This is a genomic window from Helicobacter monodelphidis, from assembly GCF_003288845.1.
GTDB lineage: Bacteria > Campylobacterota > Campylobacteria > Campylobacterales > Helicobacteraceae > NHYN01.
This window is the reverse complement of record NZ_NHYN01000011.1, coordinates 37,035-60,723: the sequence shown is the minus strand read 5'-3', so window position 1 is coordinate 60,723 and position 23,689 is coordinate 37,035. Positions and strand designations below refer to the sequence as shown.

26 protein-coding genes and 1 tRNA gene are annotated in these 23,689 nt (G+C 34.3%); 16 read left to right on the top strand and 11 right to left on the bottom strand.

Going from position 1 to position 23,689, the window contains the following annotated elements; translation table 11 throughout:
- Nucleotides 1-95 precede the first annotated feature (95 nt).
- From CCZ01_RS06055 to CCZ01_RS06035, 5 genes are all read right to left on the bottom strand, one after another.
- Nucleotides 96-644 (bottom strand): methylated-DNA--[protein]-cysteine S-methyltransferase, encoded by a 549-nt coding sequence (locus tag CCZ01_RS06055; RefSeq protein WP_112052332.1) that lies wholly within the window; start codon nt 642-644, stop codon nt 96-98.
- 9 nt (nt 645-653) lie between these two features.
- Nucleotides 654-1,718, bottom strand: a complete 1,065-nt coding sequence (gene ribD / locus CCZ01_RS06050; RefSeq protein ID WP_112052331.1) for a bifunctional diaminohydroxyphosphoribosylaminopyrimidine deaminase/5-amino-6-(5-phosphoribosylamino)uracil reductase RibD — start codon at nt 1,716-1,718, stop codon at nt 654-656.
- Nucleotides 1,715-2,209: a peptide-methionine (S)-S-oxide reductase MsrA gene (gene msrA, locus CCZ01_RS06045; protein WP_112052330.1), complete on the bottom strand. Its 495-nt coding sequence runs from the start codon at nt 2,207-2,209 to the stop codon at nt 1,715-1,717. The genes ribD and msrA overlap by 4 nt, the downstream gene beginning before the upstream one ends.
- Before the next feature lies 1 nt (nt 2,210).
- Nucleotides 2,211-3,560, bottom strand: a complete 1,350-nt coding sequence (gdhA, locus tag CCZ01_RS06040; protein ID WP_112052329.1) for an NADP-specific glutamate dehydrogenase — start codon at nt 3,558-3,560, stop codon at nt 2,211-2,213.
- A gap of 123 nt (nt 3,561-3,683) precedes the next feature.
- Nucleotides 3,684-4,676 (bottom strand): transaldolase, encoded by a 993-nt coding sequence (locus tag CCZ01_RS06035; RefSeq protein WP_112052328.1) that lies wholly within the window; start codon nt 4,674-4,676, stop codon nt 3,684-3,686.
- A 157-nt stretch (nt 4,677-4,833) separates the two neighbouring features.
- Between CCZ01_RS06035 and CCZ01_RS06030 the strand changes: the two genes are divergently transcribed.
- The 7 genes from CCZ01_RS06030 (at nt 4,834) to CCZ01_RS06000 (ending at nt 10,542) form a co-directional block, all read left to right on the top strand.
- Nucleotides 4,834-4,909, top strand: a tRNA-Glu gene (locus CCZ01_RS06030).
- A 291-nt stretch (nt 4,910-5,200) separates the two neighbouring features.
- The gene (locus CCZ01_RS06025; RefSeq protein ID WP_458692859.1) at nt 5,201-6,481 is read left to right on the top strand and encodes an O-acetylhomoserine aminocarboxypropyltransferase/cysteine synthase family protein; all 1,281 of its coding nucleotides are present in this window, start codon (nt 5,201-5,203) and stop codon (nt 6,479-6,481) included.
- 41 nt (nt 6,482-6,522) lie between these two features.
- Entirely contained in the window at nt 6,523-7,062 is a 540-nt protein-coding gene (locus CCZ01_RS06020; RefSeq protein ID WP_112052326.1) for an OsmC family protein, read from the top strand.
- Complete coding sequence (locus CCZ01_RS06015; protein WP_112052325.1) at nt 7,062-8,105, top strand: acyl-CoA dehydrogenase family protein; 1,044 nt, start codon at nt 7,062-7,064, stop codon at nt 8,103-8,105. The genes CCZ01_RS06020 and CCZ01_RS06015 overlap by 1 nt, the downstream gene beginning before the upstream one ends.
- A 3-nt stretch (nt 8,106-8,108) precedes the next feature.
- Nucleotides 8,109-9,053 (top strand): ABC transporter substrate-binding protein, encoded by a 945-nt coding sequence (locus CCZ01_RS06010; protein WP_112052324.1) that lies wholly within the window; start codon nt 8,109-8,111, stop codon nt 9,051-9,053.
- Entirely contained in the window at nt 9,050-9,787 is a 738-nt protein-coding gene (locus CCZ01_RS06005; protein WP_112052323.1) for an ABC transporter permease, read from the top strand. Before CCZ01_RS06010 ends, CCZ01_RS06005 begins: the two co-directional genes overlap by 4 nt.
- Nucleotides 9,787-10,542 carry an ABC transporter ATP-binding protein gene (locus CCZ01_RS06000; protein WP_112052322.1) on the top strand — a complete coding sequence of 252 codons (756 nt, stop codon included), beginning with the start codon at nt 9,787-9,789 and terminating at the stop codon, nt 10,540-10,542. The genes CCZ01_RS06005 and CCZ01_RS06000 overlap by 1 nt, the downstream gene beginning before the upstream one ends.
- A gap of 47 nt (nt 10,543-10,589) precedes the next feature.
- Here the strand turns inward: CCZ01_RS06000 and CCZ01_RS05995 are convergent, their stop codons facing one another.
- Genes CCZ01_RS05995 through CCZ01_RS05975 form a run of 5 tightly spaced genes read right to left on the bottom strand, consistent with a single transcriptional unit; the run spans nt 10,590 to nt 13,538 of the window.
- Complete coding sequence (locus tag CCZ01_RS05995) at nt 10,590-11,024, bottom strand: META domain-containing protein (protein WP_112052321.1); 435 nt, start codon at nt 11,022-11,024, stop codon at nt 10,590-10,592.
- A gap of 51 nt (nt 11,025-11,075) precedes the next feature.
- On the bottom strand, nt 11,076-11,321 hold the full coding sequence (locus tag CCZ01_RS05990; RefSeq protein ID WP_112052320.1) for an HP0495 family protein: 246 nt from the start codon (nt 11,319-11,321) through the stop codon (nt 11,076-11,078).
- Between the two features lies 1 nt (nt 11,322).
- Nucleotides 11,323-11,727, bottom strand: a complete 405-nt coding sequence (locus tag CCZ01_RS05985) for a YbgC/FadM family acyl-CoA thioesterase (RefSeq protein ID WP_112052319.1) — start codon at nt 11,725-11,727, stop codon at nt 11,323-11,325.
- A complete protein-coding gene (locus tag CCZ01_RS05980; RefSeq protein WP_112052318.1) occupies nt 11,714-12,355 on the bottom strand; it encodes a thiamine phosphate synthase in 642 nt (213 codons plus the stop codon). The genes CCZ01_RS05985 and CCZ01_RS05980 overlap by 14 nt, the downstream gene beginning before the upstream one ends.
- Nucleotides 12,339-13,538, bottom strand: a complete 1,200-nt coding sequence (locus tag CCZ01_RS05975) for a tetrahydrodipicolinate N-succinyltransferase N-terminal domain-containing protein (protein WP_112052317.1) — start codon at nt 13,536-13,538, stop codon at nt 12,339-12,341. Before CCZ01_RS05975 ends, CCZ01_RS05980 begins: the two co-directional genes overlap by 17 nt.
- Nucleotides 13,539-13,843: 305 nt before the next feature.
- Between CCZ01_RS05975 and CCZ01_RS05970 the strand changes: the two genes are divergently transcribed.
- From CCZ01_RS05970 to CCZ01_RS05940, 7 genes are read left to right on the top strand one after another with little or no spacing between them, the layout of a single operon-like run.
- Entirely contained in the window at nt 13,844-14,761 is a 918-nt protein-coding gene (locus tag CCZ01_RS05970; RefSeq protein ID WP_112052316.1) for a branched-chain amino acid transaminase, read from the top strand.
- Between the two features lie 10 nt (nt 14,762-14,771).
- A complete protein-coding gene (locus CCZ01_RS05965) occupies nt 14,772-15,890 on the top strand; it encodes a prohibitin family protein (RefSeq protein ID WP_112052315.1) in 1,119 nt (372 codons plus the stop codon).
- Nucleotides 15,891-15,909: 19 nt separating this feature from the next.
- Nucleotides 15,910-16,593 (top strand): bifunctional phosphoribosyl-AMP cyclohydrolase/phosphoribosyl-ATP diphosphatase HisIE, encoded by a 684-nt coding sequence (gene hisIE / locus CCZ01_RS05960; protein ID WP_112052314.1) that lies wholly within the window; start codon nt 15,910-15,912, stop codon nt 16,591-16,593.
- Between the two features lie 5 nt (nt 16,594-16,598).
- Nucleotides 16,599-17,126 carry a DUF2393 family protein gene (locus CCZ01_RS05955; protein ID WP_112052313.1) on the top strand — a complete coding sequence of 176 codons (528 nt, stop codon included), beginning with the start codon at nt 16,599-16,601 and terminating at the stop codon, nt 17,124-17,126.
- 9 nt (nt 17,127-17,135) lie between these two features.
- Nucleotides 17,136-18,326, top strand: a complete 1,191-nt coding sequence (locus tag CCZ01_RS05950; RefSeq protein WP_112052312.1) for an O-antigen ligase family protein — start codon at nt 17,136-17,138, stop codon at nt 18,324-18,326.
- Nucleotides 18,313-19,443, top strand: a complete 1,131-nt coding sequence (locus CCZ01_RS05945; RefSeq protein ID WP_112052311.1) for a glycosyltransferase family 1 protein — start codon at nt 18,313-18,315, stop codon at nt 19,441-19,443. The genes CCZ01_RS05950 and CCZ01_RS05945 overlap by 14 nt, the downstream gene beginning before the upstream one ends.
- Nucleotides 19,433-20,467, top strand: coding sequence for a glycosyltransferase family 4 protein (locus CCZ01_RS05940; protein ID WP_112052310.1), 1,035 nt, complete (start codon nt 19,433-19,435; stop codon nt 20,465-20,467). Before CCZ01_RS05945 ends, CCZ01_RS05940 begins: the two co-directional genes overlap by 11 nt.
- Here the strand turns inward: CCZ01_RS05940 and CCZ01_RS05935 are convergent.
- Entirely contained in the window at nt 20,464-21,072 is a 609-nt protein-coding gene (locus CCZ01_RS05935; RefSeq protein ID WP_112052309.1) for an MBL fold metallo-hydrolase, read from the bottom strand. The genes CCZ01_RS05940 and CCZ01_RS05935 overlap by 4 nt on opposite strands.
- Nucleotides 21,073-21,173: 101 nt before the next feature.
- Between CCZ01_RS05935 and abc-f the strand changes: the two genes are divergently transcribed.
- Together abc-f and CCZ01_RS05925 are read left to right on the top strand one after the other, a co-directional pair.
- Nucleotides 21,174-23,108: a ribosomal protection-like ABC-F family protein gene (abc-f, locus tag CCZ01_RS05930; protein WP_112052308.1), complete on the top strand. Its 1,935-nt coding sequence runs from the start codon at nt 21,174-21,176 to the stop codon at nt 23,106-23,108.
- Nucleotides 23,109-23,261: 153 nt separating this feature from the next.
- Nucleotides 23,262-23,672: a hypothetical protein gene (locus tag CCZ01_RS05925; protein WP_112052307.1), complete on the top strand. Its 411-nt coding sequence runs from the start codon at nt 23,262-23,264 to the stop codon at nt 23,670-23,672.
- Nucleotides 23,673-23,689 lie beyond the last annotated feature (17 nt).

The following is a 23,689-nucleotide window of genomic DNA, read 5'->3' as shown; positions in this document are numbered from 1 at the left end:
CAGAATGTAGAAATAGCGAATCATTCTAAAGATATAAGCACAGCAGTAGATAATGTAGCAGCACAAATACTAGCAGATGTGAATAAGAAGAAGTTTTAGGGGGAGGGGGTTGAATTTATCCTGAATTCTATTTTTTCTAACTGCAAAAGTTTTGCTTTCAATTCTATGCCACCATTGTAGCCTGTAAGTTCAAGGTGGCTTCCTAACACACGATGGCATGGAATAATAATAGAGATGGGATTCCTGCCAACGGCACCACCAACTGCTTGGGCCGACATTTTTTTACCTAACTTTTGTGCGAGTATTTTAGCTATCTCGCCATAAGTCATTGTTTTTCCATAAGGAATTGTGCATAAAATACTCCAAACTTCTAACTGAAAGTTTGTGCCTTGTAATGTGATTGGAATATTACTGGATAAAGGCTGTTCTTGATTAAAATAGCACTGAAGCCATTGCCGAACTTTATCGAAAGCAATATGCTTATCTCTTATCTGTGTAAGAGTGTTTTTAGGGATGGATTGCCGTTCTAAATATAAACCACATAAAGAATCTTCATTAGCAAGTAATGTGATTTTTCCTAATGGAGAATCTATTGTTGTTTGATATAAACTTTCATTATTACCTTTTGTATATTGAGGTAACATTAAAATCCTTTATAATGGATGTGTAGGTGTATCAGTTTTTCCAAGCCATAAAAGCATATCTTGAGAATCTTGGATTTGTTGTGAATGGTAAAGAACCCAAGAGTGAGTTAAAGACATTCTGGTGTGTGTGTGTGCATTAAAAGTAGGAGCAAGAAAAACCGCAATCATATCTAAAAATGGTTCACAACTTTTCAAAAATTCACTCCCACCCTCAATCATTGCTGTTTTATAATGACCAATTTTACTTAAACACTTTAAAGCCGTAACATCATCAGCAAAGAAAACCTTGCGTTGAGGGACAGAAAAAAGCGGAATGTTATTATCGATTTTATCTTTATTTTTAGTGATAATAAGTATATCTGGAGCTTTGAGGTGAGGGGTTAGGCGGGTATCTAAAATTGGGCGATCCATACGCACGGTTTTGCCTGAAACCACAAGTAAATCTACAGAACCACGCCATTCATGTGTTTTTTTACGCGACTCCAAAGAGCTAATAATTCCTCCATTGATGCTACCATCAAGTCGTTGTGCATATTTATAAAAAATAAATTGTCCATTATTCTGCAAACAAGAAAACGGATATAGTATATTTTTAGCTAAAGATTCAGAATGTGGAGAAAGCATAGATGTTTGAATGCCATTCTCAAGTAAGATTTTCTCTCCCTTGCAAGCCAAAGGGTGATTATCTTTTGTGCCAATCCAAACCTTTTGTATTCCTAGTTTTGCTAATAAGTTTGCACAAGATGGTGTAGAACCCTTATGGCTACAAGGTTCTAAAGTAACAAATAAGCTACAAGTTTTAAATCTTCCTTGATGGTTTTTAAGTAGATAATCTTGTAGGGCAAAAGGATCATGTAAGGCTAGAATTTCATTGCTACCACCAAGTTGATGAAAGCCTATTTGGAGAGCATTTAACTCAGCATGCATTGTTTTGTGTTTTTTGTGCGTACCGATGCTTAAGATTTTACCATTTTCATCAAGCAACAAAGCTCCCACTGCTGGATTTGGCAAAGTATGAATCTGATACTTCCAAGCTTCTTGCAATGCAAGTTGAAAATAAAAATCTTCACTCATAAGGGTTTTAACGCATCGTCTAAGCAAATATGACAATAGCCATTTGGATTTTTTTGTAAATATTTTTGGTGATATTCTTCAGCAGGGTAAAAGTTTTCCAAAACATTTACTTCAGTTACAATTTTTTTAGCATAAAGGGGCTGAATATGAAGCGTGATAAAATCTTGAATTTCTCCTAAAAAAGTTTCTTCTTCAAGATAAATCCCACTTCGATATTGGCTTCCCCAATCGTTACCTTGATGATTGAGTGCAGTTGGGTCGATAATGGAAAAAAAACGTTGCAACAACATATTCAAGGAGAGAGTATCCTCATCAAATATGATACGTACTGCTTCAGTTGCGTTTGTATCACCACCGCAAACATCTTGATAACTAGGATAAGGCTTGTTAGAATTCGCATAGCCTACACAGCTTTCACAAACCCCACCTAATAAATCAAAATACCCTTGTACACCCCAAAAACACCCGCCAGCAAGGTAAATTATTTGCAAATTAAATTCCTTGCTCTATCATTGCATCAGCAACTTTTCTAAAACCAGCGATGTTAGAACCAAGTACAAGGTTATCAGCTTCCCCAAACTCCTTTGCAGTTTCTTTAGAAATAGCATAAATATGTTTCATGATACCATGTAACTTTTTATCCACTTCCTCAAATGTCCAAGAAATCATCGCTGCATTTTGACTCATTTCTAAACCACTTGTTGCAACACCGCCTGCATTTGCTGCCTTTGCGGGGCCATAACAAATTTTTGCATTCAAGAATTTGTGTGCGGCATCAAGAGAAGAAGGCATATTTGCTCCCTCACTTACGCATTTACAACCATTCTTGAGAAGATTTTCAGCATCTTTTAGATTAATTTCATTTTGTGTTGCACTTGGAAATGCCGCAAAACAAGGAGTATTCCATAACGGATTATGGTCATTTGGATATTCTGAGACAGGAGTATATTTTGCATTCTTTCTTTCTTTCGCATATTCAACAAGACTTTCACGACGTACTTCTTTAATGTCTTTTAGTAATACTAAGTCAATCCCTTCACTATCATAAATGTAGCCCCTTGAATCGCTTACTGTTACAGGCTTTGCCCCTAATTGTTGTAATTTTTCAACAGTGTAGATAGCAACATTTCCACTACCTGAAACAAGACAAATTTTTCCCTCAAGGCTTTCTTTCTTTTCTTTGAGCATTTCTTCAGCAAAATATACATTGCCATAACCCGTTGCTTCTGGGCGTACAAGGCTTCCTCCCCAACCTAATGCTTTGCCTGTTAAAACACCATCAAAAGAATTTTGTAATTTTTTATATTGCCCAAACAAATAGCCAATTTCTCTTCCGCCTACACCAATATCACCGGCGGGAACATCGGTTCTTGCTCCGATATGACGACTTAATTCTGTCATAAAAGCTTGACAAAAGTGCATAATCTCTGTTTCAGTTTTTCCTTTAGGATCAAAATCACTTCCTCCCTTTCCGCCACCCATAGCAAGCCCGGTTAGAGAATTTTTGAATATTTGTTCAAAACCTAAGAATTTGATTGTTCCCTCACTTACGCTAGGGTGGAATCTCAAGCCACCTTTATAAGGACCGATTGCTGAATTATATTGGATTCTGTATCCTTGATTCACTTGAATTTCGCCCTTGTCATTAATCCATGTGACGCGAAAATTCACTTGTCTTTCAGGAATTACGATGCGACTAAGAATATTATACTTTTGGTATTTTTTTTCTTTTTTAAAGAGAGGTTCAAGGCTCTCAAATACCTCAGTTACAGCTTGTAAAAACTCTGGCTGATGAGGAAACTTTTTCTGTAGTCGTGCTAGAACTTCATTGACATAAGACATCTTAACTCCTTGATTTTTGGTAGTGATTGTTTTCAATCACCATATTTTACACACTTATCAATTAATCTGTAATTAAGCATTTTGAATCCCTAAGCATTAGAATATTTTTTGAGGTTATAAATTCTAGAATTCAGATTCCAAACCTTCTAAAATAGCTTTGAAAGATTCCTTGAATGCATCTAAGCCTTCTTGAAGTAATTCTTCACTGACTAGTGTCATATCAATTTCTGCTCTTGCCACTTCTTGCCAGAAAGAATCTGCTACTTTAGGTGCATTATTGACTTGATTTTTGCCTGTTGCACAAAATGCTGCTATTGTTTCTAGCGGTGCTGTATTGATGCTATTAGGGTAAAGCAAAGAATCAACATAATAACTTGCGGGTAGGCTAGAATCTTTCACTCCTGTGCTAGCAAAAAGGGAACGTACATAAGGGAGAGAATAGGATTCTATAGTATGATAAATTTTTGTTGCATTCATAATGCCTATTTTTGCTTTTAATGCGTCTGGTAATTTTGAGTCGCATTTGCGGTCAAAACGCGAGACGAAAATACTCACGACCGCTTGTAAATCTTTTTTTTGCATACTGCGTTTAAAGCCACGTTCAAAAGCTTCTACGCATTGTTTAGCCTGGTTTTCATTAAAAATTAGAGTTGCATTAACAGAAATATTGGTAGCAAACAACTCTTCCATTGCGATAAATCCTGCCTTCGTTGCTGGGACTTTAATCATTACATTTGGCTTATTAATTGCTTGGTGTAATCGTCTAGCTTCTGCGTATGTTGCTTCCGCATCATCACATAAGTAAGGGTCAACTTCAATGCTTACCCAGCCATCTTGTGGATTAGCTATGAATAATGGTTCCAAGATTGTTGCTGCATTCTTGATATCCTCGACCGCTAAGGATTCATAAATATTTTTGGTGCTCAAATCCTGTAGAAATAATTTTTTCATATCTTCCTTATATGCGGGAGAAGAAAAAGCCTTCTGAAAAATTGCTGGATTACTTGTTGCTCCCTTTATGCTTTCTTTTTGTAATAATTGCGAAAAGCCTTTTATTAAAAAACTTCTTTCAATAAAATCACACCAAAGACTAAAGCAACCTTCCTTGAAATTCATGCACAACACTCCTTTATTTTTTCAAGATTGTATCAACAAAATACTAAAAACAAGATATGTTTCAATATATATTCTTAGAATAAATATAAAATTCTCTATCCTAATATATTCAACCAAAAAATATGATTTTTAAGAATTTTATGTTACAATCTAAACTGACCCCTTCATCTAGCGGTCAAGGATACCACATTTTCGCTGTGGGAACAGAAGTTCAAATCTTCTAGGGGTCGCCACACAATCTCAAATCTTAATATATGTCATTTGTTTTTACTACTTTTATAATTAATCTCACTTTTATGCAATATTCCAATAGTTGAATTCAAGGTATTTATTGTAAATTTTACCAAATCATTGTTGACTAATCTGATCCTTATATATTAAATTACTAATAATATTACTAATTTAGTATATAATTATATTAATCAATAATTACATATTTAACGAATATATATACAATAATTAACAGATTAATATTAGTTTAATTATTAATTAGGTATAGTTTTAAAAATAAGAAAGGAATGACGATGAAAAAAACATATTCACAAAGCACGTTAGCTTTACATGCAGGGTATGAGTTTGACACACAAAGAACAATCAGTGTGCCTATCTATCAAAACACCGCTTATAGCTTTGAAAATTTGCAACAAGCAAAGGCTAGGTTTGGTTTAGAGGAGCTTGGAAATATTTATTCAAGGCTGACTAACCCAACGGTTGATATTTTGCAAAGAAGGCTTGCAAGTGTTGAGGGAGGAGCATTTGCAGTTTGTACATCAAGTGGTTCAGCAGCTCTATTTTATGCACTTGTAAATTGTGCACAAAATGGTGATAATGTTATCTATTCTAATAAAATTTATGGAGGCTCACAAACGCTTTTTTGTCATACCTTAAAACGTTTTGGAATTGAGGCAAGAGTATTTGACATTGATGATATTGAAAACTCCTTACCAAAGGTGATTGATTCAAATACAAAGGCTATCTTTTTTGAAAGTTTGTCTAATCCACAAATTTCAATCGCTGATGTAGAAAAAATTACACAAATTGCTAAAAAGCATCAAATTATTAGTATTTGTGATAATACTGTTGCTACTCCATTTTTGCATCACCCTTTTGAATTTGGTGTTGATGTGGTTACACACAGTTTAAGTAAATATGTTAATGGGCAGGGAAATGCATTGGGAGGTATTATTATTGAACGAGATGGCTTGAATGCATTCATTAAAGGAAATGCACGATATGGTGCATTCAATACTCCTGATGCAAGTTATCACGGACTTGTTTATGCTGATTTAGATTTGCCCATTTTTTCCATTCGTGTATTGATAGAATGGTTGAGAAATATTGGTGCAACGCTTTCTCCACAAAATGCGTGGCTAATTCTGCAAGGATTGGAAACATTAAATTTAAGAATCACACAACATAGTCAAAATGCACTAAAAGTTGCGGAATTCTTAGAACAACATTCAAATATTGGTGAGGTGAGTTATCCGGGCTTAAGTAAGAATCCCTATTACCCTCTTTTGAAGAAATATTTTAAAAATTCCTATGCAAGTGGGCTTTTAAGCTTTGAGGCAAAAGATTATGAGCACGCACAATCCATTTGCAATCATGTAGAAATTTTTAAAATTGTGGCTAATTTGGGGGATTCTAAATCTCTCATCATTCACCCAGCCAGCACGACACATTCACAACTGAATGCAGATGAGCTAAAAGATGCGGGAATTACTCCATCAACAGTTCGCTTAAGCATTGGGCTAGAATGTGCACAAGACTTAATCGAAGACTTGAAGCAGGCAATAGAAAAGTAAGTTAACTAAATATTTTAAAAGATAAATAAAAAGGATAAAAAATGTCAGAAAACAAAGTAGCAGTTACAGCTTGTACAAGATTAGACCCTATTGATAAGGCAGGGTTAGAAGCTCTCATTAAAGCAGGGAAGGAGAATCCAGAAGTTATCAAAACTCTTAAGTGTAAAACGGTCGCAAAGGGTAAGTTTCGTCACGAAAACTATATCAGAAATTTACCTGCATATATTGTCGATGAACCTCCAACGCTTTTAGGAGATGATACTGCCCCAAACCCTAGCGAAGCCTTGTTGGCAGCATTAGGGAGTTGTTTAGCGGTAGGAATTCACGCAAATGCTATTGCCCAAAATGTTGTTATTACAAAACTTGAATTAGAACTTGAGGGTGATTTAAACATTACTGCTGTATGGGGTACAGGGGATTTATCAGAAGATAAGCCTCTTGGTTTTACAGATGTGAGAGTGAAGGTGGATTTACAAAGTAATGCTGATGAGAAAACTCAAAATGCTATCATCAGCCATGCCACAAAATATTCACCGGTGGCAAATACGCTTTTAAGGGCGGTTAATCTAAAGGTTAATTAATGCAAACAATTTTGAATACCCTCCAATCGCAACGACTTGAAATTGATAAAGGAAAATATCCTAAGGCTTGCTTGCAAGAGTTAGCCCAATATGGCTTTTATCATCATTTTAGTGATGCGAGGGAACTTTTAGGAGTGATAGAAAAAATTAAGATTGTCTCTAAAGTGTGCGGGAATACAGGTTTTTGTGTATGGTGTCAAAATGCCCTTTTGTGGTATTTGTTCTGTGCAATGACACATAATCAATTTGATAAAGACAAGCAGGATTTTTTGCAAAATATTGCACACAAAATTTCTCAAGGGGAGATTTTGGGTGGGACAGGGCTTTCTAATCCAATGAAAAGTTTTGCTGGTTTTGAGAATAATAAACTAAAGGCAAAGAAAATTCAGGGTGGATACCTTATTAATGGAGTCTTACCTTGGGTTTCTAATATTGCTTCCAACCATTATTTTGCTGCGATTGCAAAAGAAGATGATGAACACTTTGTGATGGGTTTGATTCAATGTGATGAGACGCTTTCTTTAAAGGACGATACAAGATTTATTGCACTGGAAGGGTCAGCGACAAGGAGTGTGTGTTTTAAAGATTATTTTTTGGAGAAAAAGTTTATTCTTAGTACAAACTTAAGTGATTTTTTACCTCATGTTTTACCCGGCTTTGTGGCAATGCAGACTGGTATTGCGTTAGGATTGATAGAAAAATCTCAATCTGTCATTGCAAAGATTAAGAATGTGCAGAATGATTTTATGCTGGAGGATTTGCCGCACCTAAATTCTAAGAAAGAAAAACTTGAATGCAGGATTAGTGCAATATTAGAAAATCCTATTGTTAATCATCAAGATACCTTTAAGGAAGTTTTAAAAGTTAAGTTAGAATTAGGTAAATTATGTTTAAGATTTGCCGAACTTGTAATGCTTTGTGAAGGCTCTAAAGGTTACTTTAAAGATTCAGTTGCTCATAAGCTACTGTTGGAAAGTTATTTTGTGGCGATTGTTACCCCTTCATTAAGACATATTAAGAAACTTTTAAGTCTGGATTTATAAAGAATGACAAGGCGAGACTTTCTATTTTTTAATTCAATCTTACTAGCATCTTTGGGGCTGGGGGGGTGTGCAACAGAGAGTTCTTGGAGTCCAAAAATTGGCTATTTACCCATTAGTGACCATTTGCTTATTATTGCTAAAGAATTACAAAAATCTGCTTTTATACCCTTGAAACTTCAGTCTTGGGCAGACTTAAGTGAGGTTTTTCGTGCAAAACATATTGATGGTGCTTTCATTTTAACTCCTTTAGCATTAGTGTTGAAGCAAAAGGGATTAGATATCAAGGCACTTTTTGCAGCCCATCGTAATGGGTCAGCACTTGTGGTTAAAAAAGGCTTAATAAACACAAAGAAAGATATTAACACTCTAAAGAGCTTGAGCATTGCTATACCGAGTAGATTTTCTACGCATTATCTTTTATTGGCAACATTTTTAAAGCAAAAAGGTTTAAATTTAAATGATGTTCAGCTTGTTGATATGTCGCCTCCTGAAATGATTTTTGCCGTAGCAAGTCAAAGTATTGATGGTTTTATTGTTGCTGAACCTTTCAGCCTGCTAGCAGAACAGAAAAAATTGGTTGATGTCTTTGTGCTTTCAAAGGATATAATTCCTTACCATTCTTGTTGTATCTTTTGTGTTCATAATGATATTATAAAAAATAGGAGAATAGAAATAGAGTTACTAACACAAAATTTTATTAAAAGTGCCTATTTTATCCATAAGAATCCCGAAGAGGCATCAAAAATATCAAGTCAATTTTTAGGATACAAAAGTCATTTAATTAGTAATTTATTATCTCAAAATCAAAGAGTGATTTATCAAGATTTGGCTTTATCGCCTAATGATATTCAATATACAATTCAATCAATGAAAGAAAATAATATTGCAGATATTTCTATTTCTTATGACGAATTTGTTGATAATAGTTTTATAAGAGATGTACGATGAATATACGCTTTATCTCTTTAGTTTTATTAATGATTTTTATTTTTTTCTGGGAGGTTTCTTCCAAAAATTCTCTGAATATACCCACCGCTAGCGAAGTATTTAGCACATTCATTGAATTAGTTAAAAATGATGTTTTACCTCAAGCAATTTTAAATTCTTTATGTAGATTTTTTATAGGGTTGGGCATAGGGGTATTTTTTGCAATCCTTATCGGATTAATTTTGGGATATTTTACAAAAATAGAACTTTTGTTTGAGCCATTTATTCAGTTTTTGCGTCCCATTTCGCCCATTGCTTGGCTTCCTTTGGTTGTGCTTTTATTTGGGATAGGTGAATTTGGTGCAATTTTTGTAATTTCCATAGCGGTATTTTTTCCCATGCTTACACTTTGTATATCAGGTGTTCGCCATATTAACCCAACGCTTTTAATGATGGCAAAAAATCTGGGTGCTAAGCCCTATTTTATTTTTAAAGATATTATCATACCGGGCGCTTTTTTGCATATTGCAACAGGGCTAAAGCTCGCGGCTTCAATTGCTTGGATACATTTGGTTGCGGCTGAAATGTTAGGAATTCAAAGTGGTTTAGGATATTTGATTCTTGACGGGCGTAATATTTTGAGGACAGATATTGTCATTGTTGCAATTATTAGTATTGGATTTTTGGGATATGCTATTTATTTACTATTTTCTTATTTTGAAAAATTGATTTTAAAAAAATTAGGTGGTTTATAATGATAAAAATTTATAATCTCTCTAAACAATTCAAGAATATAAAGGTACTTCATAATTTAAATTTAGAGATTCAAAAAGGAGAATTTATTGTTCTTTTGGGGGCTTCAGGTTGTGGAAAAACAACACTTTTGGATATTTTGGGTGGATTTTTGGAATTTGATGCAGGGGAAGTTTGCATTAATGGGCAAGTTTATACACATCAAGTTGATATTACACAGTGTGTTAAAGTTTTTCAAGATTATGCACTAATCCCATGGAAGAATGTATTAGATAATGTTTCCTTCTCTCTTTTAATTAAAGGTTTTAGTAAGAAAGAGGCAAGAAAAAAGGCATTAGAATATATTAAGTTAACTCACTTAAATGGCTTTGAGCATCGTTTTATTAAAGAATTGAGTGGTGGACAAAGACAAAGGGTAGCTTTAGCACGAGCATTAAGTATTCAACCTCAAATACTACTTTTAGATGAGCCCTTTAGTGCTTTGGATAATTTTACAAAACTCACTCTGCAAAATGAACTTTTAGAAATTTGCAAGAATTCAAATAGCACTTTTATCTTCGTTACACATGATATTGAGGAGGCCATATTTTTAGGAACAAAAGTAATCATTATGGCACCATCAAAAATAGTCGCCCAGCTTGACACAAGAATCGACAAAAGCGACCGCTTAAGTTTAGAATTCCTAAAATTAAAAAAAGAAATTGCTAAGTATTTGGAGATTCACCGATTCAACAACCCAATTGAATACGTTATCTAAGCTAGGCTATATTTATTCAAAGAGTCCATATTCTTAGGCAGTAAGCATTATTTAGCTTGGGTAAAAGTTGCAGTAATGTCACCTCTGCTAATGGTGAGTTGGCCACCTTTAATAATCGCTTGGCTGACTCCGTCATTCAAAATTTTAATCAAGGTATCTTCGACCTTCATACTTGCAGGATCACACATCATACGTGTCATACCAGCATTTCCGAAAGAAACTTCATTTTCTTTAGAGATTTCATAACCACCAAAGAAATTATTACAACCCGCATTCCCATTAAAGCGAACACCCGTAGCTTCAAATTGAACAAATGCCTTTTGCTTAATTTCATTGTTAAGTGTAATTTCCTTCCCTGATTGAGTCAGAGAGGAGAGTGTCCATCGTTTGTTTAAATCTTGACGATAAGTATCTAGTGCATTCCCTGCACAACCAGCTATTGCAAGCCCTGCAACAGATAAGATAGGTAATATTCTTTTCATTATATCTCCTTGTCATTAATGGTGGAATTATAGCATAAAATAAGATATTTTTTACAATACAAAACGGATGTGTTCACAATCCTTAAGTTTAAAAAAAATGCGATATCGCTCTTCTTCACTTTTTACTTCCGTGTTGATTTCTATGCTATAATATTTGCCTGTAAGACTTGCTCTTGAAGGGATAAGTTCATAATTGCTTTCTAAAATTTCAAAGACAGCTTCTTCCATTTTCTGTTTATCGCTACCAATAATTTTATAACTCCATTTGCATGGATATTCTAACTGCAATTTTTGCATTTTAGCTCCATATTAACTGAGATTTCATTGTTGTTGGAATTTTCACTGCGTGTCCATTTTTAATGCAAACGATGAGTGCAGTGAGAGTAAAAATTTTTTCTTCTTTTTTGCTTTGAGTATCTTGTCGCCATATTTCTTGCTTTAAAGATAGGGAAGCACCCTTTACTTCAAGCGTTTGTGTAAAAACTTGCAAAGAGTCTCCAAGTTTTGCAGGGGTAAAATACTCTGCCTCAATTTTTTTTACAACAAAACTATACTCATCACTTTCGGGGAGTCTTCCCTTTTGAAAAAAAGCTTCACTTCTTGCTCGCTCACAAAACTTCAAATAGTTAGCATGATAAACAATGCCACCACAATCTGTATCCTCATAATAGACACGAACAGGATAATAGTTAAGTTGTTCCATTCCACGCCTTTAAAAGATTTTGTGCATTCATTCTAGTTAAATTATTGTTCCATAGTGATGAAATGACAGCAATCATCTCAATATTTTTTAGTTGATGGGCGTTCAAAGGAGTAATTCCGCCAATCGCACAAACAGGAATTTCCAAATTCCTTGCTTCAAGAAAAATATCTAAATTCAAGCATCTTGCTAGTGGTTTAGTTGGAGATTCAAAACAACTACCAAAAGCAACATAATCTGCTCCTAACGCTTTAGCTTCTTTTGCGTACTCCAAAGAGTCATAGCAAGAAATGCCTACGCATTCTAAGAATCTCAATTCTTTGCTTCGTTTTTTGGAATCTAGTTTCCAGTTTTCCCATTCTTCTTTTCCTAAATGCACACCACAACCAAGTTCCTTCGCTAAAGCATAGCGATCATTTAAAATAAATTGAACACCAGACTTCTTGCAAATATGCATTAATTCTAAGGCAATGGGTTGAATCTCTTGGTCGCTATGACATTTATCGCGTAATTGAAAAATCCTAAGTCCACCTAAAATAGCTTCTTGAAGCATTTTTGGGAGATGTTCATAAGGGCTTAAGGTTTCATCGCTAATGCCATAAAGCCCATGTAAATTAATGCAATGCTGCATTCAGTTCAATCTTACGATTTGAGCGAAAAGCAATCATCTCGCCTGTTTTTGAATTCTGTCTAAAATGAATTCCGTTTTTAGCAGAAAGTTCGCGCCCCTTATAAATCCCATTTTCTTTAATTTCAAAATTTGGATTAATTTCTGCTAATTTCTGTGCTTCTTCTTGTGAAATTTTAAAAATTGTTCCTGCTAGAACAGCAATTCCGCCATCAACAATGCAACCATCACCCAAAGAAATTCCAGTAGAGCTGTTGACACCAAGTAAACAATTTTTACCAATACTAATTGGGTCAGAATTTCCACCACTCAATACGCCAAGAATGCTTGCACCACCACCAACATCACTACCTTCGCCCACGACCACGCTAGAGCTAATTCGTCCCTCATTCATACATGCACCCATAGCACCAGCATTAAAATTAACATAACTTGCACCAGGCATTTGTGTATAGCCACCATTTCCAAGATATGCACCAAAACGCGTTTTTGCAGTATCAAGTAGTCGGATATTGTCGTATTGTGGAATAACTTGCATAAGATAACGCGGAAACTTATCCACAAAATCAATCGCAGGAAATTCACCCTTTAGTTTTAATGCAATTTCATTTTCGCGCAACCATTCTAATTCATAGGGTGTATTACCACTCCAAGCCACATTGCTTAAAAGCCCAAAAATACCATCAAGACATAAACTTCTTAGCGGTGCTTTACCTAGAGACAAAGCTAAAAGCTTCATATAGCTCGTCTCCACACTTTCGCATGGTTTATCTGCATATAAGACACAAAAGTGAAATGCTACTCTTTTGCCATGGACATTGGGTGTATCAAGCAGGGATTGTAGTTGCAATAAAACCTGAATATTTTTATGTTGGTTTTTGTTGTTTAATGCTTCATTTAAGAATGGTGCATAGAGATTGAGTGCCTCATTAACAAATACTTCATTGACCTCAAAAATCTCTTCATTTTCACTTTTAAAAACTTCTTTAGCTTTTGTGGCAGCGGTTTTTAACACCGCAAAACTACCCAAATTTTCGTCTATCCAGTTAAGTATCGGATATGTTGAAATAAGTGTTTTTTGGCTCTTTATCCCTATTTCTACCCGTGCAATTCCAAAACCAAGAGGCTTTTTGTAGTGTGGGTTACTCTGAAACTGCGTAACAAATTTATTGAAATCTTCAATCATCTTTATCTCCTTTGTTGATGTCAAGCATTATAGCACTAAGAAGCTTAGAATGTAAAATAGACACCCGTAAGCCAAATTATTTCATACTATACAGATAAACATTTAAGTTTTATTAAGGTCAACATATTGGCTAAATGTAACATATTTTGCCTACTTGAAAATATTTCTAACACATGTTAAAATAACATGGTTTATAAGGGACTTTAAGAATTATTAAATTTTAATCTTTGGTGAATCTAAAAAATCTCGATATTTTTATGTTTGTGTCCCACCTGTGGATGCTATATTTAAAGGAGTTTCTGGCTATGAAAGAATCACAGTATATTTGGATGGATAAAGAGTTTGTTGCTTGGAGAGATGCAAAAGTTCATGTTCTTACGCATACACTCCATTACGGCAATGGAGTTTTTGAGGGAACTAGAGCATACCAAACTCCTAATGGTTTGGCCATCTTTAGGTTACAAGATCACACAAAAAGGTTGCTTAATTCAGCAAAAATTGCCGCGATTGATGTGCCTTATACGCAAGAAGAGTTACAGAATGCTCAAATTGAATTGTTATGTAAAAATCACTTTGAAGGTAATGTTTACTTGCGTCCTCTAATTTATTTGGGTTATGGTGCAATGGGCGTTTATCATAAAAACTCTCCTGTCAATGTTGCTATTGCGGCATGGGAGTGGGGTGCTTATTTAGGAGAAGAAGGGCTTAAGAAGGGTATTCGTGTTAAAACTTCATCGTTTGTTAGAAACCCGGTGAAGTCACTTTTTGGTAAGGCGAAAGCTGTTGCAAATTATTTTAATTCACAGATGGCAAAATATGAGGCTGTTTCGTGTGGTTTTGAAGAGGCTTTAATGCTTGATGATAATGGTTTTGTAGCAGAAGGTAGCGGAGAATGTATTTTTATTGTTAGGAATGGGGAGCTTATTACTCCTCCAAATGATAATTCACTAGAGTCTATTACGCAAGCAACAGTGATTGAAATTGCAAAAAAGATGGGTATTACAGTTTGTCAAAGACGTATTAGTCGAGACGAGATTTATATTTCTGATGAATGTTTTTTTACTGGTACAGCAGCAGAAGTTACACCGATTCGTGAATTGGATTTTAGAGTTATTGGTTCTGGGGGTAGGGGAGAAGTAACACAACGCTTACAGGATGCTTATTTTGATGTTGTAATGGGTAAAAATTCAGAATTTGCACATTATTTAACCTATATTTCTTAAGGAGCATAAAATGCCTATCGACTTAAATGAACATCTTAAAAATAAAAAACAAAACTCTTCAAATAAATCACCTTTAGATGAAGAACCTAAAAATCCAACACCACCGCGTCGCCCAAACCAAAATAGAGGGGGAGGGTCTTTTGATATTAGTGGTGTATTTGATAAAAGATTTAGCCTTCTTTACATTTTTATTGGTATTGTGCTATTCTTTGTACTTGTTCGCCCTTATGCAGTGATTGATGAAGGTTTTGTGGGTATTAAAGTTACAACAGGAGAATTTGACTTTGAGAAGCCATTATATCCGGGCTTACATTTCTATATACCGGGTTATCAGCGCATTGATAAAGTCGATACGCGCGTTAAGATTCTTAGCTTTTCAGATAGTGATGAGGGTGGGGCAAGGGGTAGCAACCAAGCTACAATTTCGCGTCCGGCAGTTAATACATTTGATGCAAAAGGGTTGCCAGTTTTTATTGATTTAAGTGTGCAATACTCTTTAGCACCAGAAAGAGTGCCAGAGACAATTTCACTTTATACTGCCGACTGGGATAGACGTTTGGTGATTGAACCTACTTTAGGAATTGTAAGGAATGCTGTGGGGCGTTATACGGCAGAAGAGATTCCAGGAAAAAGAGATGAGATTAGCCTCAAAATTAATCAACTAATGCAACAACATTTTCAGAATCTTAAGAATCAACCTGTACAATTTGTTGCCGCTGACTTAAAAGCTGTTTTGCTTCCCCCAAGTGTGCAAGAAAGCATACAAAAAGCACAGGTGGCTAAGCAAGAGGCTGATCGTGTGAAAAATGAGATTCAGAAAGTGAAGAATGAAGCGGAAAAGGTAGCGGCACAAGCACGTGGTGAAGCGGAAGCAAAAAGGTTGAATGCACAGGGACTTGCAGATGCAATTATGATTGAGGCAGAAGCAAAGGCAAAGGCGAATCAGGCAGTAAGAGAAAGTCTAAGCCGAGAATTGTTGCAACTCCGCCAAATAGAAGTGCAAGGGCAGTTTAATGAAGCACTCAAGATGAATAAAGATGCAAAAATTTTCTTGACACCCGGTGGAGCAGTTCCAAATATTTGGGTGGATTCTGTTGATAAGCAACGTAATTCTGTGATGGCACAATGAGACATAAAAGGAAGAGGTGATGGAGAATAATGATTCCATTGATTGGGTAAAAACACCCCTCATCCCAGCAATAGCCCAAGATATTGAATCTAAAGAGGTTTTGTTGCTTGCTTATATGAATCAAGAAGCATTGGATTTAACATTACAGACAGGAGAGGCACATTATTTTTCGCGTTCCAAACAACGTATTTGGAGAAAGGGTGAAAGTAGTGGCCATACACAAAAAGTGGAGAGAATATGGCTAGACTGTGATAATGATACAATATTATTACAGGTGCATCAAAAAGGTGTAGCGTGTCACACAATGCACAGAAGCTGTTTTTTTCGTTCATTAGATATGCCAGAATCTGAAAAATCTTTACTCGAACTTCAAATTGCGACTTATGGAGTCTTAGATACACTCTATCATCAGCTTTTAGAAAAAAAATCTGCCCCCATTCAAGAATCCTATACTGCACAACTTTTAAAAAAGGGGGATAATGAAATCGGTAAAAAAATTATTGAAGAAGCTGCAGAGTTCACATTTGCACTGAAGGATAATAAAGAGTCTGAAATAATTTATGAATGTGCTGATTTATTTTATCATACGCTTGTAGGATTAGTGCAAGGCGGTATTTCTCCAGATAGAGTTTTTGCAGAATTGCAAAGAAGAATGGGTGTGAGTGGATTGGTAGAGAAAGCAAATCGTAAGCAAAAGGAATAAGGACAATGGAAATTATACACAATGGTCTTGCCATGTTTAGCCCTTATATAGGGAGATTAAATCTTCCATCAATGCTTTTTTTGGCATTCTTATTATTACTTTTTATTTGTATTTTTATACTCGGCATTATGCTACGCAAGAATGGGCGACTAGGAACGATCATTATCCTTGTTGCTGTCCTCATTCCTCTTGCCTCACCTTTTTTATTAGAACTTGTCTCTAAGAAGATATTTTATCCCATCAGCATTGAGGTGGCTTCAAAAAAGCTACAATACACACCTACTTATTTTATTGATGCCAATATCACAAATATAGGAAAATTACAAACAAAATCATGCATTCTTACAACGACACTTCAAGTACCTCCAAAAAACATTAAGGAGCGACTACAGGGATTGTTGAAGCCTTTGATTAAGAATCAAAAATTGATTGATACACCATTAAAATCAGGAGAGAGCATTCATATTCAACATACCATTGACAATATTGAGCAAGAATCCCTAAATGCTATTATTGAAATAGACTGTTATTAAGGCTTAGTAGTGAAATTAAATGTGTATATACATTCTTGCTTGCTATATGTTTTAGCAATATTTATCGCTGTATTTCCATTTAGTGTTGCCCCTGCATTAGTGAATATTTCTTATGCCTTACTGCTTACTCTAGCTGTTATACATATCTCTATACAAAAAAATTGGCAGATTGATTCATTGAGCATTGTTGTGATTATTTTTATGGTATGTGTCGCTGTAAGTGGTGTTTTGAATGATACGGATTTTTTTTCTTATAAAAGTTCTTTTGCCTTAGTCCGCATTTTTGCAATTTTTTTGCTTTTACGGCTTATTCCGCTTAATTCATATGAAATTGCTCACTTTGTTGTTATTCCTCTTGTTGTTTCAATGTTTATTTTATTGTTGATTGGATTATATAAATTTTATTTTCTATCTCCTAGTGAACTTTTTTTTCTGATTGATAGTAGTGGTGCAAAGGTGCCTCGTTTTCATATCTTTATGAATCCAAATTCAACAGCTATCTACGCGAATTTATGTTTAGCGTTTATTTTGCCGTTTATTACCTATCCATCTCGCCTTATCCAGAGCTTTGCCTATGTGGGTGTTGGGATTTTATTGTTGATGATTCTTTATTTGGGAAGTAAAATGGGCATAGGGGTAGCGTTGATTGTGTGTGGCTTGTATGGTTTATTTATTCGGAACTTTACAACATATGTCAAGTTATCAATTATCGGAGGAATTATTTGTCTCGCGGCCTATTTTATTGTGTTGAACTATGAAAATATTATGGTTAAACTTTTATATAGTGAAGAACCTAGAGGGATTATTTATCATGTTGGCTTAAAGACTTTCATAGAACATGGGAATTATTTTTTTGGTATTGGGGTGGATCAGTTTAGGAATATCGATTTTTTACCTTATTTTGGCGAGAGGCTTGCTGTAGTGTATAATGCCCATAACCTCCTCTTGCATTTATTGATTGAAAACGGTATTTTTGGGCTTTTTTTCTATCTTTGTTTATGGGCTTTAATTATTATTTATGCTTTGAAGCAACAAAAAGAAAACCCATCTTTTCTTAAACATTCATTTTGGCTTTTATTTATTAGTCATTTTCTCACTTCTTTAACAGAAGTACCACTTGGCTTATATACAGGATTACCTCTTTTTTTATTGATAGCTATTCTTATTTCTAAGCGAAGGATTTTAAATGTCTCACATTAAATTAGGATTATTTTTTGAAAAAATTCATGATAGATTACCTACAGAACTTATTTTTATTGATATTCTAAAAGAACAATTTGAATGTCAGATATTTGATAGTCGCTATTTATATGACCAAAAATATTGTCAAGAATTTATCCAAGAAAATGACATTCTACTTCCACATTTATTTAGTTTAAGGGTGGCTTCAAATAGCAAAAAATGTGGGCATTATGAGTATTACAGCGAAAATTATCGCCAATTAATCCTACAAGGAATGCGTATTATTGAAATTTTAAGCGATATACAAAAGCCTGTTTGTTGCTTAAATTTGCGTAGTGATTGGTATTCAGAGACGGAGAATTTTTGGGAGTTAATTCCTAAAAATTGGTATTTATTAGGAGGAATTCAAAGGGGTTATCTGAATGAGAATCCGCAACAGGAATTTTTCTTTAATGATATGGAAATTAATATTACCTTAGGCAATCAATATTTCAGTGATAACCAAATTATTCCTATTCGCCATTTGCTCAGCGATGAGGAAATTTCTACCAAAAGAATTCCAAAAAAATATGATTTTTCTGTGCTTGGTGTTTTTTATGCTAGGCGCAAAAGAATTTATCAAAAGGCAAAAACATTACCCATTAGAATGTATCGTATTTGGTTTTTGCATCGTTTAAGAAAAATGCTTAATCGTTACCATAAACGTTATTATTGGAGTAATTCTCTTCTTAATTATTTTTTTAATCAAGCTCTAAGACATTCAATAATTAGCTATACTGATGGGAGTGAACTCGATATGTTTATTCGTAAATATTTAGAAATTCCATCTAGCTATGCCTTGTTATTGTGTCATCCACTTGCAAGAATGGATGATTATGGCTTTATTGAAAATCAACACTATATTGTGTGTGATGAAGAACATTTGGGTGAACAATTACAATGGTTATTAAATGACCATCAAATGCGTGAAAAAATCGTCCATCAAAGCTTTGAGATGGTAAGCCAGAAGTATTCTGAAGCAAAAGTCATTTCTCAATTAAAAGACTTATTTTCACTTCTCAAGGAAAATCGTTTTTATGGTTGTTATTATCAAAAAGGAGAATTAATTTTTAAAGAAGAACCTGATGAAAAATAAAGAATTTTGCATCGTTCGTGCAAATAAAAAGGAATTTGGTGGTGCAGAAATTTATATGGAGAGGCTTTGTCAAGAATTAGGTGAACTTGGCGTATCCTATGAAATTATACATTCTTGCATTCCAAAATGGTTAGCCTCAAGTATCCGTGCTTTTTTGTTTAACTTGCAAATGTGTTACACAAAACGCAACCGATTCTATTTTTCTCTGGATAGAATCAGCTGTGCAGATGTATTACGTGTTGGAGATGGTGTTCATCGACATTATATGACCATTAAACAATCTTTTAATTTTCTTCCACTCAATCTTGTATATTGTATGATTGAAAAACGTGGCTTTGAAAATGCAAAACATTTAATCGCGATTTCAAATATGGTTAAGCAAAATATTATGGAACAATATCAAATACCTAGTGAAAAAATTAGCGTTATTTATAACGGTATTTCTCCTAAAGAATTCCCTAAAAAAGAAGAATTGGTTGATTTTAAGCAGGAATTTCAGTTATCAGATGAGCCAATCTTACTTTATGTGGGGAGTGGATATAAACGCAAAGGTGTTTGGGAGCTTTTAGAATTGTTTACACACATTCAGCATCCATCAGCAAAACTCTTCATTGTAGGAAAAGAAAAACATTTAAAGCATTATGTTCAGTATGCAAAAAAACTTAATATTACTTCACGCGTAATTTTTACTGGTGCTAGACGCGATATAGATCGATTTTATGCCTATGCGGACATTTTTATTTTTCCAACTCATTATGAGCCTTTTGGGAATGTTATTTTGGAGGCAATGAATGCAAAATGTGCTGTCATTACAACCAAGCAATGTGGCGGTGGCGAAATTTTAGACCCCACATTCTTAATGCAATCACCCAAAGATTATTCCGTTGTTACAAAAATCGATGATTTATTATTAAATAAAGAAATATTAAATAAAATAAAAGAAAATAATTACCAACGATCACTAGAATTTAGTATTCAAAAAAATGCTTTAGCTACACTAGAGATTCTTAAGCAATACCTTTAGAAGCATCGAATCCATAAATCAATATTTTTCTGTTCGGCAAAAATACTACTTTTTTGGCCATGACCTGGATATAGGATTTTATCTTCGGCAATTTGCTTAAATTTTTGTAAAGATTCTTGCATTTGTTTAGCCGATGAATAGGGAAAATCATATCGTCCAATAGAGCGATAAAAAATAAAGTCACCGCTAAACATCGAATCTTCACAAACAATCACGCAACAACCCGGCGTATGTCCAGGAAAGTGAATGTATTGTAGTGAGAATCCATCAAATTCTAGCCTTTTTTCTTCTTGTGTAATTTCTAATGTTGGGGAGCATATTGGTTGCCCTAAGGAAAAACAATCCTGCTGTAACATAAAGGAATCTTCTGTATGAATAACAATGGGAATATGCGGATATTGTTGTTTAAGTGTTGCATTGCTCCAAATATGGTCAAAATGCCCATGTGTATTCAAAATTGCTAAGGGATTCTTGCAAATAGCATTCACCCATTCACTTGCCCCTATACCTGGGTCAATGATAATTTCCCCTTCCTTTTTTTGTAAAATATAACAATTTGTTTGGTAATCTCCAAAAGCTTGTTGATATAATTGATAAGAACGCATATTTTCTCCTTAATTTTTGGGTGAAATTATATCTTATTGCAAGTTAAATATTTAGAATGTAGAGTGATGTTATAATGATACAAAAATAATAGGACTAATTGATGGCGATAATTTCTTTACAACAAATTTCTAAGCAGTATGATTATTCCCCAATTCTTACTGATATTTCATTGCATGTGAATGCGGGTGAGCGCATTGCTATTATCGGATGCAATGGGAGCGGTAAAAGCACTTTGTTGAAAATTATTACAGGTGAGATTACTTGTGATAGTGGGCAGGTTAGTGTTGCCCCGCTAGATATCCAGTCGCTTCCACAAAAACCAGATTTTGAAAATGGCTTGAGTGTGAGAGAGGCGATTGAATCGCGGTTGCATATTTTCAAGAAACTAAAAGAAGAATTTGAACTTTTAAATGAACAGATTGCAAAAGGGAAGGAAAATACTGAAATTTGGAAACGTCAGCAAGAGATTATCCAATTCTTAGATGATCATAATGCTTGGGACTTGGATAATCAGTTGGACCAAATTCTGCAAGCATTTAAGTTAAAACATTATGAAAATGAGCAAGTTTGTCTTTTGAGTGGCGGAGAACAAAAACGTGTAGCATTAGCGGCAATTCTTCTCCAAAAACCCGATATTTTATTGCTTGATGAACCCACTAATCATCTTGATGTGCAAATGGTTGAATTCTTAGAGGAATTGATATTGAAAGAAAAATATACACTTCTTTTTATTTCCCATGACCGCTATTTTATTGATTCTCTTGCGACGCGTTGCGTGGAAATTGATAGCGGAACTTTGCGTTCTTTTGAGGGTGGATACCAAAAATATCTGGGTGCAAAAGAAGCACTTTTAAGCAGTATGAGTAAAGAATATGAAGTATTATTAAAGCATTTAAAAGAAGAGGAAGAGTGGTTAAGGCGTGGTGTGCAAGCAAGAAGAAAACGAAATGAGGGTAGGAAACAAAGATTGTTGGAGTTAAGAGAGGAGGCAAAGAAAAATCCAAGCTTAATTCGCAAGATGCGTTTAGAGTTAGAAAGAGAACAAAAACATTTTAATCAATCAGAAGGGGTAAATCGGCAAAAAATGCTTTTCGAGCTAGAATGTATTAGTTTAAAAATAAACGAAAAAAATCTTATCAAAGATTTAAATTTACGCATTTTACAAAAAGATAGGATTGCTGTTGTGGGCAGGAATGGAAGCGGTAAAAGTAGTTTCTTAAAAATGCTTTTAGGGGAAATATCAGCTACTCAAGGAGTACTTCAAAGAGGTCTAGATTTAAGAATTGGTTATTTTGACCAGCAAAAACAAGGGCTTGATGATTCTAAAAGCCTTATAGAGACTTTTTGTCCCTTTGGTGGTGATCGCGTATTTGTGCGAGGTAAGAATATGCATGTGTATGGCTATTTGAAAAATTTTCTATTCCCAAAAGAATTTTTGGATAAAAAAATTGGGGTGTTAAGTGGTGGAGAAAAAAGCCGTATTGCTCTTGCATTACTCTTTACAAAAGAATATGATTGTTTAATTTTAGACGAACCAACAAATGATTTAGACATTCAGACAATCAATATTTTAGAAGAGTATTTACAAAGCTTTCAGGGAGCATTGTTAATTGTTAGCCATGATCGTTATTTTGTGGACAAAATAGCTAAAAAACTCCTTGTTTTTGACGGATATGGTGATGTTATCCAAACTTCACACTGCTTTAGTGAGTTTTTGGAGAGAGAAAAAGAAATTTTTTATTATGAAGAATTGGAGAAAACACAAAATGATTCAAAAACGCAAAGGAGTCAAAAAAATATTACAAAACTATCTTACAAGGAAAATCGTTTACTTGAATCTCTACCACGAGAGATTGAAGAAATTCAAAAGCGTCGCAAAGAAATTGAGCCATTATTATACAATCCGCCAAGCAATGAAGAATTAATCCTTCTTTCTCAAGAATATGAACATTTGAATAAAGAGGAAGAGGAAAAACTAGACTTGTATATTACGTTGGAAGAAAAAAGAGAATCTTTACTGAAAAATAAGGAATAGGGTTTATGTAAAAATTTACCTTTAATGTATTAGAGTAAGTAATATTATAGAATAAACCTGATAGACTATAAAGAATGATTATTGATTGTAGATAATTACAATGATAAAATATAGCGATGGCTAATAAGAAAAAACTAATCAAAAGGAGCAATAATGAATCCAGATTATGGATTATATGTGTTGGAAAATAAGCTAGTATCGAATCTGACTGTTGGAAAGTATTATTTTTATGATATGATTTTTTATGGAATAAACATATTATCGCCAACAGATTTTACTATCTGCTTAAATACATGTATTGATGAGCAGACTTTTGCAGTTTCGCTTGATTTTGATAAAGCAATATTAGAAAGTGCATTAAGTCAATTACCAAAATGGCATGCAGATAGTATTAGAGGGCATATAAAAGATGTGATGAGTGTTGGACAATCAGCAGTCGATTTCACAAATAGTTTTGTTGCCTCTTGTGAATGCCACATTGGTACATTGCAACTATCTGTACAAGAAGCATTTGTGCCTTTTATAATTGATTCAATAGAGGTAAAAAATGGTATGGATATTTGAAATTTAAAGTAGAGATA